The sequence below is a fragment of the Thalassotalea algicola genome (assembly GCF_012932965.1).
GTDB lineage: Bacteria > Pseudomonadota > Gammaproteobacteria > Enterobacterales > Alteromonadaceae > Thalassotalea_F > Thalassotalea_F algicola.
The window spans coordinates 179,758-196,256 of sequence record NZ_JABBXH010000005.1; the positions used below are offsets into that span (position 1 = coordinate 179,758).

General features: G+C 38.7%; 10 protein-coding genes. 5 read left to right on the forward strand and 5 right to left on the reverse strand.

From position 1 onward, the window contains the following. Nucleotides 1–6 precede the first annotated feature (6 nt). Nucleotides 7–963: an AAA family ATPase gene (locus tag HII17_RS15650; protein WP_169076309.1), complete on the reverse strand. Its 957-nt coding sequence runs from the start codon at nucleotides 961–963 to the stop codon at nucleotides 7–9. A 224-nt stretch (nucleotides 964–1,187) separates the two neighbouring features. Between HII17_RS15650 and fadI the strand changes: the two genes are divergently transcribed. Both fadI and fadJ read left to right on the forward strand, forming a co-directional pair. Then, nucleotides 1,188–2,498, forward strand: coding sequence for an acetyl-CoA C-acyltransferase FadI (gene fadI, locus HII17_RS15655; RefSeq protein ID WP_169076310.1), 1,311 nt, complete (start codon nucleotides 1,188–1,190; stop codon nucleotides 2,496–2,498). Beyond that, entirely contained in the window at nucleotides 2,498–4,645 is a 2,148-nt protein-coding gene (fadJ, locus tag HII17_RS15660; protein WP_169076311.1) for a fatty acid oxidation complex subunit alpha FadJ, read from the forward strand. Before fadI ends, fadJ begins: the two co-directional genes overlap by 1 nt. 560 nt (nucleotides 4,646–5,205) lie before the next feature. Here the strand turns inward: fadJ and HII17_RS15665 are convergent. The 3 genes from HII17_RS15665 to HII17_RS15675 all read right to left on the reverse strand — a co-directional run bounded on the left by HII17_RS15665 (nucleotide 5,206) and on the right by HII17_RS15675 (nucleotide 13,115). Further along, on the reverse strand, nucleotides 5,206–5,451 hold the full coding sequence (locus HII17_RS15665) for a hypothetical protein (protein WP_169076312.1): 246 nt from the start codon (nucleotides 5,449–5,451) through the stop codon (nucleotides 5,206–5,208). A gap of 216 nt (nucleotides 5,452–5,667) precedes the next feature. After that, nucleotides 5,668–10,215 (reverse strand): EAL domain-containing protein, encoded by a 4,548-nt coding sequence (locus HII17_RS15670; protein WP_169076313.1) that lies wholly within the window; start codon nucleotides 10,213–10,215, stop codon nucleotides 5,668–5,670. Nucleotides 10,216–10,331: 116 nt separating this feature from the next. Continuing rightward, nucleotides 10,332–13,115 (reverse strand): insulinase family protein, encoded by a 2,784-nt coding sequence (locus HII17_RS15675; protein ID WP_169076314.1) that lies wholly within the window; start codon nucleotides 13,113–13,115, stop codon nucleotides 10,332–10,334. A gap of 217 nt (nucleotides 13,116–13,332) precedes the next feature. Here HII17_RS15675 and sixA point away from each other — a divergent pair, with 217 nt between their 5' ends. Then, nucleotides 13,333–13,800 carry a phosphohistidine phosphatase SixA gene (sixA, locus tag HII17_RS15680; RefSeq protein ID WP_169076315.1) on the forward strand — a complete coding sequence of 156 codons (468 nt, stop codon included), beginning with the start codon at nucleotides 13,333–13,335 and terminating at the stop codon, nucleotides 13,798–13,800. Nucleotides 13,801–13,816: 16 nt separating this feature from the next. On the opposite strand, the gene smrB is transcribed toward sixA, so the two are convergent. Next, nucleotides 13,817–14,350, reverse strand: coding sequence for an endonuclease SmrB (gene smrB / locus HII17_RS15685; protein WP_169076316.1), 534 nt, complete (start codon nucleotides 14,348–14,350; stop codon nucleotides 13,817–13,819). Between the two features lie 122 nt (nucleotides 14,351–14,472). Between smrB and prmB the strand changes: the two genes are divergently transcribed. Beyond that, the gene (prmB, locus tag HII17_RS15690; protein ID WP_169076317.1) at nucleotides 14,473–15,405 is read left to right on the forward strand and encodes a 50S ribosomal protein L3 N(5)-glutamine methyltransferase; all 933 of its coding nucleotides are present in this window, start codon (nucleotides 14,473–14,475) and stop codon (nucleotides 15,403–15,405) included. Continuing rightward, a complete protein-coding gene (aroC, locus tag HII17_RS15695; protein ID WP_169076318.1) occupies nucleotides 15,405–16,493 on the forward strand; it encodes a chorismate synthase in 1,089 nt (362 codons plus the stop codon). Before prmB ends, aroC begins: the two co-directional genes overlap by 1 nt. Nucleotides 16,494–16,499 lie beyond the last annotated feature (6 nt).

Here is a 16,499-nt window from a genome sequence, read left to right on the forward strand (position 1 = left end):
GACCTATTAACCTATAGCAACAAGTTCGACAAGCAAGTCGATGACTTGATTTGTCGTAATACCTTCGGCTTCCGCTTGATAAGTTAACAGTAAACGATGTCTTAGCACGTTGTGCAATACAGCTTGAACATCTTCGGGGCTTACGAAATCGCGGTTATGTAACCAAGCGCGTGCTCTCGCACAGCGATCTAAAGCGATAGTGGCACGCGGACTTGCACCAAAGGCTAACCACTGTTTGAGTTTTTCGTCATATTTTTCAGGTTTGCGCGTCGCGATGATTAAATCGACGATATACTGCTCTACAGCTGGCGCCATATGAATTTTTAATACATCTTCGCGTGCTGCAAAAATTTCGTCTTGAGAAAGCGTTCTAAGCGGTTTGTTCTCTTGTTTTAATGCTTCGCCACGATTGAGCTTTAAAATGTCTAATTCGCTTGCAACATCAGGATAATCTATCGATAAATGCATTAAGAAGCGATCCAATTGCGCTTCTGGCAAAGGGTAAGTCCCTTCTTGCTCTATCGGGTTTTGGGTGGCCATAACTAAAAACAGTTCTGGTAACTTGTATGTTTTACGACCAACGGTTATTTGGCCTTCTGCCATCGCCTCTAACAATGCTGATTGTACTTTTGCAGGTGCCCGGTTAATTTCATCTGCCAACACTAAATTTCTAAACAGCGGCCCTGATTGAAACACAAAGGTCCCGTCTTCAGGGCGGTAAATGTCAGTTCCTGTTAAATCAGCAGGTAATAAGTCAGGGGTAAATTGAACACGATGAAAATCAGCTTCTAATCCATCAGCTAATGCGTTTACTGCTCTGGTTTTTGCTAAGCCAGGAGGGCCTTCAACAATTAGATGACCATTAGCAAGCAAAGCAATCAGTAGATTTTCTACTAAGTCTTGTTGGCCAATGATTTGCTCAGATAAGTGGGTTTTAAGGGTTGAAAAGTGTTCAATAGTCATAGGATTAGTTTTCTATTTATTATCTATCTACTAGTGTTATTAGTGTTTATGTATGCCATTTTTAAGACACTGGACTTTATATATGGTTCCCAACAATAAATACAAGGTTTATCTTGTAAGAAATTATCGCAATGAACATAAATTAGACAACGTATTGAAAAAAAATGCTGAGGCGTTAGAATTGAGTTAAATTTTCAGAGGTCAGACCTCTTAAAGGAAACATAATGACAAAGTCAAAAACAATTATGACACCACAAGGTGAACGTATTGCTATCGTAGCAGGCTTACGTACTCCGTTTGCTAAACAAGCTACTGCTTTTCATGGCGTACCAGCCGTCGATTTAGGCAAGATGGTTGTGAACGAACTAATGCAAAAGCATGAGATTGATCCAAAAATTGTTGATCAGTTAGTGTACGGCCAAGTTGTTCAAATGCCTGAAGCACCAAATATTGCGCGTGAAATCGTGTTAGGTACCGGTATGAATGTCCATACTGATGCATATAGTGTGTCGCGTGCCTGTGCGACAAGCTTCCAATCAACGGTAAATGTTGCCGAGTCTATTATGGCTGGTATTGCTGATGTTGGTATAGCAGGTGGTGCTGATTCTTCTTCTGTGGCTCCTATCGGTGTTACTAAAAAGTTAGCACGTACTTTGTTAGATTTGTCTAAAGCAAAAACCATGGGTCAAAAGTTTGCGCTTATTCGCCAACTTGGTTTAAAAGACTTGTTACCAGTTCCACCAGCAGTGGCTGAGTACTCAACAGGTCTTTCAATGGGACAAACAGCCGAGCAAATGGCAAAAACTCATCAAATATCTCGTCAAGAGCAAGATGAATTAGCACATCGCTCTCATGTGTTGGCAACAGAAAGTTGGGCGGCAGGTAAGCTTGATGGCGAAGTGATGACTGCACATCCTGAGCCGCATAAAACTTTTATAGAAAAAGATAACTGTTTCCGCGAAAACTCAGAATTAGCGGGTTACGCGAAATTGCGCCCTGTGTTCGATCGTAAGCATGGTACCGTAACGGCAGCCAATAGTACGGCGTTAACCGATGGTGCATCGGCTATTTTATTAATGCGTGAAGGTCGTGCAAAAGAACTAGGTTACAAGCCACTAGGTTATATCAAGAGCTATGCATTTGCAGCCATTGATGTTTGGGAAGATATGTTGATGGGGCCAAGTTTTGCGACACCATTAGCATTATCTCGTGCAGGTATGGAGCTAAGTGATTTAACCTTAATTGAAATGCACGAAGCATTTGCTGCACAAGCGCTTGCCAATATGAAAATGTTTGGCTCTAAGAAGTTTGCTCAAACACACCTTGGTCGTGATAAAGCTATTGGTGAAATAGATATGGATAAGTTTAATGTAATGGGCGGTTCACTGGCCTATGGTCATCCATTTGCTGCGACAGGTGCAAGACTTATCACGCAAACATTAAATGAATTAAACCGTCGAGGCGGCGGTATAGGCCTTACAACAGCTTGTGCAGCAGGTGGTTTAGGTGCGGCAATGATTGTGGAGACAGACTAATGACTGAAGCAAATAACAATCAAAAAAATAGCGTTTTTACGCTTAAGCGTCAGGAAAATGGTATCGCACATCTTATTATGGATGTGAAAGGCGATACGATGAATACTCTAAAAGCAGAATTTGGTGAGCAAATTACTGCAGTATTGAAGGAGATTAAAGAAGATAGCAGCATCACAGGTGTTGTTGTCGTTAGTGGCAAAGCCGACTCTTTTGTAGCTGGCGCTGATATAAATATGTTAGCAGACTGCACAACAGCTGAAGAAGCAACAACGATCTCTCGTCAAGGCCAAATGATCTTTGATCAAATGGAGAATTTTCCTAAGCCACTAGTAGCAGCCATCAACGGTGCATGTTTAGGTGGTGGACTTGAATTGGCGTTAGCTTGTCACGCGCGTATCTGTAGTGATAATGGTAAAACTGCATTAGGTGTACCTGAAGTACAGCTTGGTTTGTTACCGGGTAGTGGTGGCACGCAACGTTTACCAAAACTAGTCGGTATTCAAAAAGCGTTAGATATGATGCTAACAGGCAAACAATTGCGTGCTAAGCAAGCACTAAAGTCAGGATTAGTGGATGACGTTGTACCTAATAGTATTTTGGTCGAGACGGCAGAAAAGCTAGCGTTAAAAGGTAAAGTTAAGCGTAAGCCACTTATGCGCTCAACAATGGATAAGTTACTAGAAGGTAACCCTTTAGGCCGCAAAGTACTTTTCGATCAAGCGACAAAGTCAGTTTTGGCCAAAACGAAAGGCAATTACCCTGCACCACTTAAAATCATTGATTGCGTACGAGTAGGCGTAGAGCGTTCTCCTGCGATGGGTTATCAAGTAGAAGCAGATCATTTTGGGCACTTAGTGATGACACCAGAGTCTGAACAGTTACGTAATTTGTTCTTTGCTACGACGGATATGAAGAAAGAACATGGCGTTGAGGGTGTTGCTCCTGAAAAAGTATCTAAAGCAGGTGTACTTGGTGGTGGCCTTATGGGCGGTGGTATCGCATTTGTCACGGCGACTAAAGCTAAGGTTCCAGTACGAGTTAAAGATATCGCTCATAAAGGCATAAATGCCGCGCTTAAATACACTTATGATTTGCTGAATAAAAAAGTAAAACGTCGTTTTATGCGCCATAGTGAGATGCAGCAGCAGATGGCTGGTATCACAGGAACGCTTGATTATTCGGGTTTTAAGGATGTTGATATTATTGTTGAAGCGGTATTTGAAGATTTATCGTTAAAGCAAAAAATGGTGGCAGATGTAGAGCAAAATTGTAGTGAAAGCACCATATTTGCAAGTAATACTTCAAGTTTACCTATTGGTCAAATTGCTGCAAAAGCAGCGCGTCCAGAAAACGTGATTGGTCTGCACTACTTTTCACCTGTGGATAAAATGCCACTGGCTGAAATCATCGCGCATGAGAAAACCTCTGATCAAACGATTTCGACTACTGTTGCTTTTGCTAAGAAACAAGGCAAAACACCAATTGTAGTAAAAGACAAAGCAGGCTTTTTTGTTAACCGCATTTTAGCACCTTATATGAACGAAGCTGCATTAATGCTGCTTGAAGGTGAGCCAGTTGATAAGTTAGATAAAGCGTTAGTTAAATTTGGATTCCCTGTAGGTCCAATGCAATTACTTGATGAAGTAGGTATTGATATTGGCGCAAAAATTGGCCCAATTCTTAAAGCTGAGCTAGGAGAACGTTTTACGACGCCAGATGCTTTCGACAGCCTAATTAATGATGGTCGTTTAGGTAAGAAATCGAACAAAGGCTTTTATCTATATGGCAACGCCGCTAAGAAAGGTAAGAAGCAAGTAGATGAAAATGTTTATAGCTTATTGGGTGTAACACCTTCAGGTAAATTATCTGAGCAAGATATTGCCAAACGCTGTGTGTATATGATGCTAAATGAAGCTGCACGTTGTTTAGATGAAAAAATTGTTCGCAATGCTAGAGATGGTGATATTGGCGCAATATTTGGTATCGGCTTCCCGCCATTCCTAGGTGGGCCTTACCGTTACATAGATAAAGTTGGGGCTAAAGATGTTGTTAACCAACTCAATCAATGGGCGCAACAGTATGGTGAACGCTTTAAGCCTTGTGATGCGTTAGTTGCAATGGCAGAAAAAGGCGAGACTTGTTATTAACCTTATTAAATAAATAGGTATTATTTGCCAAGGCATTTGGCAATCAGCGCAAAAAAAGAGGCAATATTTGCCTCTTTTTTTGTATGTAAAATGTACGTTTCTCTTTCAAATCTCAACTAATTAATGTATATTGCTTTGCTGAGAATTGGTGCTTTTACTCTAATTGTTTTTGAAGGTTTAGTATTATGTTGTTACTAGCTTTAGCTGTCAGTTTACTTTGCTCTGTGTTTTTTTATTGTCAGGCAATTTCAAATGGCTTAGGAAGACGTCGCTGGGCGTTGGGCGGACTTTTGTTTGGGCCGGTACTTTGGCCAATGTTTTGTATGAAGAAGCGAATGAAAGTGGCTAAGAATTTTGGATTGAATTGTTTGTTATTTAACGCATAACAAGTAAGAGGCAATCTTTAAAAAAGTAATACGCTAACTTCCGTGTAGCATATATCACACGAAAAAATGTTTACTTTCCTAAGTCGGATGCAGGCATTTCTTTAATTACAATTGCTTTGGCAATTTTGTTTTCGCTTGGCTTGTGGCCAAAGATAGATTTAATTAAGTTAATCATTAGATTCTTTCTCCACGACGCTTTTCACCGATGCGCTCACCACGGCGTTTTTCGCCAATACGCTCACCACGGCGTTTTTCACCGATGCGCTCGCCACGACGCTTTTCGCCAATGCGCTCGCCACGACGCTTTTCACCAACAGTTACTTCTGTGTAGTTTGGTGAAGTGTCTAACCCTAAAGAATCTTCTCCAGCGGCTGGTTGTGCCATTGACAACATGGTTGAAAGAATAATTTCTGTTATCATTTTGTTTCCCTTATGGTTGTTAAGTTCCGTTAAGGGAAAGCGATATATATGCCAACTTGCTGGCAAGTTTTCCAAATAAAAATAGTGTATGTTAGTTCATGATATACAAAGGGTTTTTATAGTTTTCTATGTGGGCGATGATTTTTTGGCGCCGCTATGATGCTGAACACTTAAAGTAGCAAATAGAGTCAAAATTTTAACGTTTTTTGACTGAGTTTAGCTTTTCAACATGCTGGTAGATTGATCAGTAATTTGATAGCTCAACAGGTATTTCTGGAATTCGCTTTCTGGAAGAGGCTTGCTGTATAGGTAGCCCTGCAGTTGCTCACAAGCTAGGCCTGATAAAAAGCTTAACTGGTTATTGGTTTCAACGCCTTCAGCAACAACTTGCATACCTAGGTTATGAGCGATAGTGACAATAGTTGCTACCATATTGCGACCTTGTTCTGATATTTCAATATCATCAACAAAAGCTTTGTCAATTTTAAGTGTATTAAGTGGGAATTTTTTTAAATACGCGAGTGACGAATAACCTGTGCCAAAGTCATCTAATGACAAATGTATGCCCATAGAACGAATTTGCAACATGGTATCTATCGCTTGCTGTGGCGAGTCCATTACCGTACCTTCTGTGATTTCCAGCTCTAAATGTTTAGCAGGTAAACCGCTCTCTTCTAGAATTGTGGCAATCATTTTAGGCAGGTTAGGTTGGGTAAACTGAACTGCTGATAAATTTACTGCTACACGGCCGTCAAACAATCCTGCATCAACCCATTTTTTCGCCGCATAACAAGACTTTCTCAAAACAATTTCACCGATATCGATAATCTGTCCTGTTTCTTCTGATACCGGAATAAAGACCACGGGGCTAATTATACCTTTAGTCGGTGTTTCAAAGCGCACTAATGCTTCCATACCAGCGACTTTTCCGGTGGCAATTTCGATTTTGGGTTGATAGAACACTGAGAAGTAATCTTCTTTTAAGCCATGCCTGATAAGCGTTTCGATTTGCATGCGTTTTACCGCTTGCTTATTCATTGAATCGCTGAAGAACTGATAACGATTACCCCCACTATCTTTAGCGTGGTACATCGCTGTATCGGCATTTTTTAACAGCTCAGCTGGTGTTGCGCCATCTTCTGGGTAAAGAACGATGCCGACACTGCTATAAAGCACTATTTCCTGGTTTCTTACCTTTAGTGGTTGCGCAATTAGTTTTAAAATGTCTTTTGCTAGAGAAGTAATAGTATGAATGTCATTAGTATTTTCAATTATTACACTAAATTCATCTCCACCGAGTCGATAGACGCTATTGCGTTTTGAGCCTATTTTTACGATGCGTTTGGCAACTTCAATTAATATCATATCGCCAACTTGATGGCCCATTGAGTCATTAATTTTTTTGAAATTATCCAGATCAAATACTAATAGGGCATGAGGTATTTTATTTTTTACCAATCGTTGTTGATTTGCTTGGAAAAAAGAACGGTTAGGTAAACCCGTTAAAGTATCGGAATTCGCTAATTTCCGTAAATCTGATTCAGATTTCTTTCTAGCGGTAATGTCTGAGAATACCCCGACAAAATGAGAAATATTGCTACTTTCATCGCGAATCACATCAAGTGTTAAGTCAGTGTAGTAGGTTTCATCTTGTCCTCTGCGGCTTTCAATTTCACCTTGCCAGCTACCATGCATGACTAAGTGTTTTTTAATCGCTTGAGTAAAGCTATCAGGGTAACGATTAAATTTAATTTGTTTACCCAGCATACTGGCTTTAGATTTGCCCGTAATACGTATGAAAGACTTATTAACGTCGACAATATTAAATTGACGATCGTAAATAATTACCGCCTCAGAGATATTTTCAATACATTTAGCAAAAAGTTTTAAGCGCTCTTCTGCCTTTTTAATATGAGAGATATCTTTTAAGGTACCAGTCATACGTAGAGGTTTGTCCTTGTCATCTCGTTCAACGACCTTTCCCCTGTCTAGAACCCAAACCCACTGTTCTTGTTTGTCTTTAACTCGATAGGTTATTTCAAAATGTTCAGTTTTCTTATCAAAATGTTCGTTTAGTGCATCTTTTACCCGGGGAATGTCATTTGGATGAATATTGGTTTGTTCTGTACCTACATTACGCGTCCCATCTTGAGGGAATTCTAGAATGCCCCAAATATTCGAACGGAAAATCTTCTTGGTTTTGATATTCCAATCCCACATTTCATCACCGCTGCCCCAAAGTGATAACTTTAAGCGCTCTTCACTTTTCTTTATTTGTAAGTGATATTGGCGACGGTGGCGCCATTGCTGAACAAAATACAACACCATAAGGATTGCTGCTAATCCATAGATGAATTTGGCGCTGTTGGTTAGCCATAGAGGTGGAAGAATCTCTATTTCTAGCTGTGTGCGTTCAGATATTTTGGGGTTGAATGTGTCAAATACTTCGACTTCAAATAGATAAGTTCCAGGACTTAGGTTGGTATATGTGGCTCTTCGGTTAGCTATAGTAGTTTCTACCCAAGATTCCTCTAATCCTTTTAGTCTATATTTATATTTTGTTTGATTGGGTAGAGAGGCATTTGGAGATGTAAACTCAATGCTCAGAGGAAAATCCAAATAGTTTATTGCTACTTTTTTTAAGAAAGTGAAATCAAGTGCTGAACTAACATGCTTATATTCGTTTATTGTCGTAATACTTTTATTTGCAATACTTATATCTCTTAATACTGGAGGCTTAATTTTTTGCGGTGTATGAAATACGTCATTTGCGGAAAATTTGTAATATCCATTAGGGCTTCCGAAAAATATGTCGTTTTCTTGTGTATAGAGAGAAGAGTATGAAATAAACTCTATTCCTTGAAGATTGTAGTCAGAATCAAATAGTTTGCTTGACTTGCTTTCTCCGCTAATTACACCAATACCATTATTAGTGGCGAACCAAAGGTTATCTCGCTTAGAAACAATTATGTCAGCAATAAAGCTATTATTTAAACTATTACTTTCGTTGAATAGCGTGGAGTTATTGGTTAGCAAATTGATATGAACTATGCCCTGACCATTAGAAGCTAACCACAGGTTGTCCTTTTTATATGCAATATGTTTAATCTCAAAATCTTTATATTCTGACTCCATCAAAGAGAAAACTGCTGAAAAACTTGGTGCCCCTAGCTCATAGCTATAAATAACCTTACTATCAGTCAAAAGAACTATATTATTTCCTTCACCTTTCTCTATAAGTGATATTGAGTTTTCGCCGTCTGGTAAGTTAGAGCGTGTTGTTTCTCGTTCACTATCGTAACAACTCAAATGGCCTTGGGTATCTATTTGGCAAATTGAATTACCTATTGCTACTAGCTCTTGATACTGATTATTTGAAGGGCTCCATTTAGGGTGATTAATTAGTTTATGATCGGCTAGATTTAGTTCATGTAGAGTTTGTTCATAAGACTTAAGCCAAATAGAGTTTTTATTTTTATTTCGTATTTGGGCTACTTCTATAGGAAGTGGAATGTGAGTTATATCATTACTTATAGGTTCCTTGAAAAAAAGCTCTCCTTGTTCATTGTTAAACCAAATGTTTCCATCGAAACTTTCTGCGAAAGAACTTATCCACCTATCAGACACTACATTTTCTGAAGGTCCATTCTGAAATAAATTAGAATGGCTACTACTAAATTGTATTCCTCCCCCATATGTACCTAACCAAATATTGTTTGCTGAGTCTTTAAACGAAGACATAATCCAAGGAATATCAAAGCTTCCCGATATTGAGCTACTTAGGTCAATTTCATTAATATCAAGAGTAATTTGATTTATACTATTGATACCTTTGTTAGAGCCTAACCATATATTTCCATTGTTGTTAAGTTCGATAGCTCTGATTTGATCTGATAATAACCTTCCATTGCTCGATTTATGAGTAATATGATGGGCAACTTGAAATTGTTGATCGAGTATATACAGCCCCTTATCGGTAGCTAGCCAATACTGTTCTTCAATTTTCTTCATATCATAAAGCGAGTTGGCCTTTAGTGATAAATTCCATTTAGCAGATGCAGATTTACTGGTACTAGTTTGTATGTGTTTTGCTAAGGTAAAACTTTGGTTGACTAAATAGATACCATTATCAAATGAGCCTAGCCAATAGTCATTGTTTTCATCTTGGAATATGGTTTTCACTTCATTGAAACTGTTTTCAAATTGTTTAACCGTAACTTTGGTAAAAGTTTTAGAATCAGGGTTAAAACGATGAAGACCGGTTGAGGTGCTCACTAAAAACTCATTTTCTTCATTTTGAGTTTTTCCTTCGTAAATATCCCAAATGACATTGTCACTTAGCGATTCAGATTCGCGATCTTCTTCGTGTCTAAAGTTAATGAAGTTGTTTTTTTGGGCGTCATATTTACTTAAACCATTTTTAGTGCCAACCCATAAGTTGTCATTACTATCGATAAATAAGGTTCGCACATAATTATCAGCTAAAGACTTGGGATCATCGACGTTGTGACGATAATGAACAAACTCGAAACCATCATACCGGTTTAAACCATCTTGCGTGGCAAACCACATAAAGCCATGTTTGTCTTGGACGATAGAAAATACGTAGCTTTGGGAAAGGCCATCTGTGGTGGTGAGTTGTTTGAATTTTAACTGCGTTGTATTTTCTTGAGCGGCAGCAGAAAGCGAACTTATTGTTAGCAAGCTAACTAAAATAAGCAACGAAGAGATGATTTTTTGACCTGTTAAAAAAATATACTGCAAAAACTTCACGTATTAACTGCCATTAACGGGCGGTCATTATAATAATAATTTTGTGCACTCATTTAATCGAATGCCTAACCTCAAGTCAAATATCGATTAGGCTTTTCATTAAAAAATCAGTATTTTCTTTTACTGTTTTGTGTAAATTCTTGTGGCATTAGTACTATTTCGGCTACTCTGCTTTGCCAATGAGTTAAATCATTGATGTTATCGCTAGAAACCAAAGTTACTCTTTCTATGTAATGATGGTGTTCATCACAGCGGATAAGTTCATTTAAAAAGCTGCTAATATCGGCTAACGTTACTTTTTCGATAGATTCAATCAGTAATTGCTTACGATTGAATTCAAAATCTTTATTACATATAGCCGCCCAAAAACGTTGGCTCTTGGTGCGTAAGCTAGTGTCTTTTTCTTTCAATTGTGCAGCTAAGCCATGTTTAAATGTTAACCATTGTTGCTCTGATATCGTTGATATCTTCTTATCAGCTTGCTCGACAAATTCGTCCATTGCTTCAATTAACTGGCAAGGCAGGGTATTTGGTGACTGAATATAAAAAGCAATGCCAGGATAACGATTAATAGGAATATAACCAACATTCACTAAATATCCGTATTGCTTTTCTGTTCGCATTTCTTGGAAGAAAATTGGTGCTAACAAATGGCTAGTTAACATCGTTAGCGCAGTGGAGTCGTTATCTTTTTCTGTTAGAGGGTAATAACAAACGGCGGCGTGATCATGGTCGAGCATTTCAACGGGGATAATTATTTCTTTTTGCTCGCTGATGTCTATTATTGGGCAGCTAACATGATTCCTGCCGTCAAAATTATGATCAAATGCATCTTTGATCAGTTCGGCAATATCGTGTGCGTGATTTTCGAGCCAATTGCCGTGAATTAGTACATCTAATGTCACATGTTCGAACAGCTGATGACAAAAGTGATTAAACGCGTCAAAAGATATTGGTGCTAAGGCCTCTTTTAGTTGTTCTGAAGAGGGGTTATGAGGCTGCATAAACGCACTAAGTGTAGAAAAAAGTTGCGAGATAGACTTGTTCTTATCCGCATTTTCCCATTGTTTAAGTTGCTGATTTTTTAATAAATTAAATTGCTCTTCGTTAAATGAATGATTCGTGAGACTTGATAATAGCTTGCCAAGTAGCAGCGGCTGTTTTTCACTTAAACCTGAAACTTGCAGCGTTATGCCACCTTGATGAGCATATAAATGATAGTGAATACCTGCTAACTCAGCGTCGTAATGCTCTTCAATTACTTTATCGGTAAACAAGTCAGCGAAAAGTCTTGTCATCGCGATATTAGCTGTTGATGATACTGCTAATGGTGAGTCAATTCCTAAATAAATATAACCTTTGGGTACTTTAAAAGTGGTGTCTTGTTTGTACCAGATGCACAGACCATTTTGTGTTTCTATAAGTGCGGGTTTGTTAGATTCGTAACTGTGAGGCCAAACTTTTGGCTTCTCTACAATATAGGGGTTTTCATCAGGTAAGAATAATTGCTCATAAATATCAATTTTTGCCCACTTTTCTAGCGTTTTTTGCTTGATATTGTTTATTGCGTAAGGTACTTGATACCAATGACTAACCTTGTCGCAACGGTATTGTTGACCAATTTTAATGACACGGCAATTTTCTGGATTAATAAACGCTAGTAATTCCGTGATGGACTTATCGCACATGCCTTCCATTACATAATCACCAAATATGTAATCGTCTATCGGGTAATGTTGCATGTTAACCACGAGTTGACTAACTGAGTCCATTGGTTTTAATTTTTCTAAAAATTGAAATGCGGTATCGGCAAGTTCTTGTTTTTCAAAATAGAAGTGATGAGGAATCGGCGCTTTTTTTAATAACTGAATATAACTAAAGATCGTATCGAGGATTTCCTCAGTGTGTAGTTCCCCTGCTTCGGTAAGCGAAATACTAATATTAAAATCTTTAAAGTTTGAACCGTTAATACCCGAACCAGCCGTAAGGCCAAATGCCCATTGTTTGTTTTTAAGGTAAGAAAGAATACTACCTTTCCCTTCATGACCTAATAGGTAAGTAAGAATGGATTCAGGTTTATGTCGGTAATACTTGTCTATGCATGGCAGGGCAAAACTCACTATCAACTGTTTATCATTTTTTACTGGCTGTACGGATATTTCCATCGCCAAGTTTTCTGTTAAGTAAAGTGGGGTGGTTACCGCCACTTTTTTACCACCACTAGCAATAGAATCAAAATATTGATGAGCCAACTTTCTTAAGTCTTGAACATCTTGCGGACCTTCTATAGCCAAGGTCATTAGTTCAGCTTTATAGTATTGCTTAAAAAATTGCTCTATATCTTGTTGAGCAGGTTGGCCTGGTCGGTCGGCTAATGTTTCTATGTTGCCGACAGAAAATTGTGCAAAGGGGTGAGCTTGGTTTACTGTTTCTTTGTGTACGTCGTAAAGCCTGCGAATATCATCTTTAAGTTTTAATTTAAATTCTGCGTCGATATTTTGTCGTTCAGATTCAACGAACTGTTCACTTAGTAATGGTGATATAAAAAAATCAGCAAAGCGTGCAAGCGCTGGTTCTAGGTAACTGCTATGAATATCAAAGAAGTAACATGTGTGCTCGGTACCTGTCCATGCGTTATTGTGGCCACCATGTTGACTAATGAATTTTTGGTACTCACTACCGTCGGGGTAGTTTTTCGTGCCCAAGAAAAGCATGTGCTCTACGAAATGAGCCAACCCTTGACGATCTTTAGGGTCGTCAAAGTGACCAGCATTGACAGCGAGTGCTGCAGCAGCTTTATCAGACTCTTTATTTTGAATAAGCAGTACTTTTAGACCATTATCAAGCGTAATGGGAAGGTAGTGTTTTTTATCATTAGGGCTTTGTTTCAACAATAAACTCCTATTAAACACTTATATTGACGGCTGCAGCCAACATTTAGCATTTTATTATTTTTATTATAGCTTTGTTTTTGTTATAAATTACCCGAAGGAATAAAGTTAGTCTATTTTATTCTTAACTGTTGTTATAAATCGTCACCGGTTTCTTTTACTATAGCCGGAATTTTTATCGAGCATCCGCGTTTTTTTGATGTGCGGGAGATAGTCAATGCAAATTTTCATTATGCGTCACGGACAAGCGAGTTTTCAGGCTGAGTCTGATGCGAAGCGGCAACTCACTAATCAGGGAATGCTAGAGGCCGAGCTAATGGGAAAACGACTCAATGAATTGTCTATTGCGCCTGATTTGGTATGGGTAAGCCCGTATATAAGAGCACAGCAGACTTATAAAGCGTTAGCGAGCACGCTAACGTGCAAAAAAGTTGAAACTGTATCAGTGATTACTCCCGATGGCTCTGCACAAGAAGTACATGATCTAATAGACGGAGAGTTGTCAGTTAATAAATTTGAGCAACTATTACTTGTTTCTCATATGCCAATTGTTAGTTATTTAGTATCAACGTTGACTCAACACCAACAGGCACCACTTTTTCAAACTGCAGCTATTGTTGAAATAAATTATGACATTGAAACAATGAAAGGTGAGTATATAAGAATGCTTACCCCTTCAGATTAAATATTTCTATATAAAGTTAAAATTTATCTTTTATATCTATTAAGGCTAATAAAGCACCATCTCCACCATATTCTAAAGGTGCTTGATGAAATGCTAAAATGTCAGGGTGTTGAACCAACCAATGTGGGACTTTATTTTTTAAAATACGGTTTCCTATTCCATGAACGATACAGATACACCGCACATGTTCTTTATGGCAAGCGATTAATAGCGCGGCAATTTCTCGTTTAGCGTGTTCTTGGTTTAAACCGTGTAAATCTAATATCAACTCCGGCTGATATATACCTCGACGGAGATTTTTAGCTTCATAACTATCGGCGCCTTCCTTAACGTATTTCATCGGACCTGTTTGGTTTAAATTTGGTTCAAATTCATCAGAGAAATGGAATTCTGCCCCTTGCCTTGTCGTTAAATCATTGGCTTTGCGAATTGTTGATGTTTTTTTAGTTTTAGGGTGCACGACCTTGTCTTGCACCATAGGTTTAATTTTACCAATAGCTTCTTTAAATTGCTGCTTTTCTTCGCTGGTTAATAAATCTTTAAATTTCATGGTAAAGGTCGAGATAACAGTGAGATTTAATGATATATTACTTAGCTATTTTTGTCTTGGTAGACTCTCGTTTTACTGTTGATAATGAGCTTTGTTAGTAAGCTTTTGTTTAGGAATTATTCATGACGGCATCTTCACTCATCGAACAACTCACAACAATTGAAGATTGGGTGCGCTGGTCTGCTAGCGAATTTAATCGTGCAGATCTTTATTTTGGCCATGGTACTGATAATGCCTGGGATGAGGCAGTAAACCTTGTGATGTTCAGCTTAGCTTTGCCAGAAGAATTATTTATCAAAGCTAAGTCGACAAAAATTCTTGAAGAAGAAAAAGAAGATATTTATGAGATTATTCGTCGTCGAGTCGAAGAGCAACTGCCAGCAGCTTACTTAACGAATCAAGCATATTTCGCAGGTCTGTCATTTTATGTAGATGATCGTGTGCTGGTGCCTCGCTCGCCTATTGCAGAATTAATTTCGGATAAGTTTTCACCATACTTAAGGCATACGCCACCTAAGCGAATATTAGATTTGTGTACAGGCAGTGGTTGTATCGCGATTGCGTGTGCATACGCATTTCCTGACGCAGAAATCGATGCGCTTGATTTGTCACTAGATGCACTGAATGTTGCTCAGATTAATATTGAAGGTCATGGTTTATTGGAACAAGTTATTCCAATCCAATCTGATCTTTTTTCTTCAGTTCCACAAGAAAAATATGATTTAATCGTTACTAACCCGCCTTATGTAGACCAAGAAGACGTTGATAGCCTTCCGGTAGAGTATACCCATGAACCAGAAATAGGCTTAGGTTCAGGTCATGATGGTTTAGATATTACTCGTGAAATATTGGCAAAAGCGGCGAGCCATTTAACCGAACAAGGTATTTTGGTTTGTGAAGTAGGAAACTCTCAAATACATATTGAGGCGACATATCCTGAAATACCGTTTCATTGGGTAGAGTTTAAAAAGGGTGGGCATGGTGTGTTTATTTTAACGAAAGCGCAGTTAACACAATTTCAAGAAGTATTTAATCAGCAGGTAGTTGCAAGATAATGTCAGGTAATTCATACGGAAAGTTATTTACAGTCACCTCATACGGTGAAAGTCATGGTTTAGGGTTAGGGGCTATTGTTGATGGGTGCCCGCCAGGGCTGGAAATTAGCGAAGAAGACTTACAAATAGATTTAGATAGAAGAAAACCTGGAACTTCTCGCTTTACCACTGCTAGGCGTGAAGCTGATGAAGTTAAGATCATGTCTGGTATTTTTGAAGGTAAAACAACAGGTACACCAATTGGCTTAGTGATTGAAAACACTGATCAACGCTCAAAAGATTACGGTAATATCGCTCAGAGTTTTAGGCCAGGTCACGCAGATTACACGTATACCCAAAAGTATGGCTTTAGAGATTATCGCGGTGGTGGGCGATCATCTGCTCGTGAAACTGCTATGCGCGTAGCGGCTGGCGCTATTGCTAAGAAATATTTGAAGCAACAACTTGGTATTGAGATAAAAGCCTGTGTTAGTCAAATAGCAGATATTCAAGCAGAACAGTTTGACTGGAGTATCGTTGAAGACAACCCATTCTTTTTTCCTGACGAATCTAAACTCGAACAGTTAGATGAAACATTACGTGGAATTATAAAACAAAAAGACTCTATTGGTGCAAAGGTCACGGTAGTCGCTACAGGTGTGCCTGTCGGGTTAGGTGAACCTATTTTCGATCGACTCGATGCCGATATTGCGCATAGCTTAATGAGCATTAACGCTGTTAAGGGGGTTGAAATTGGAGATGGCTTTGACGTTGTAAATCAAAAGGGTTCAGAGCATCGTGATGAATTAACACCTGACGGTTTTGAATCTAATCACGCAGGTGGAGTATTAGGCGGTTTATCTTCTGGCCAACCAATTGTAGCGCATATTGCAATGAAGCCAACTTCAAGCATAGGTGTTAGTGGCAAAACTGTTGATATAGAGGGTAAGCCAATGGATATTATTACTAAAGGACGTCATGATCCTTGTGTTGGTATCCGAGCTGTACCTATCGCTGAAGCCATGCTTGCATTAACATTAATGGACCATTACTTAAGGCATCGAGCACAAAATGCTGATGTACGATGCTCCACGCCAATAATAGAGTGATTTGGT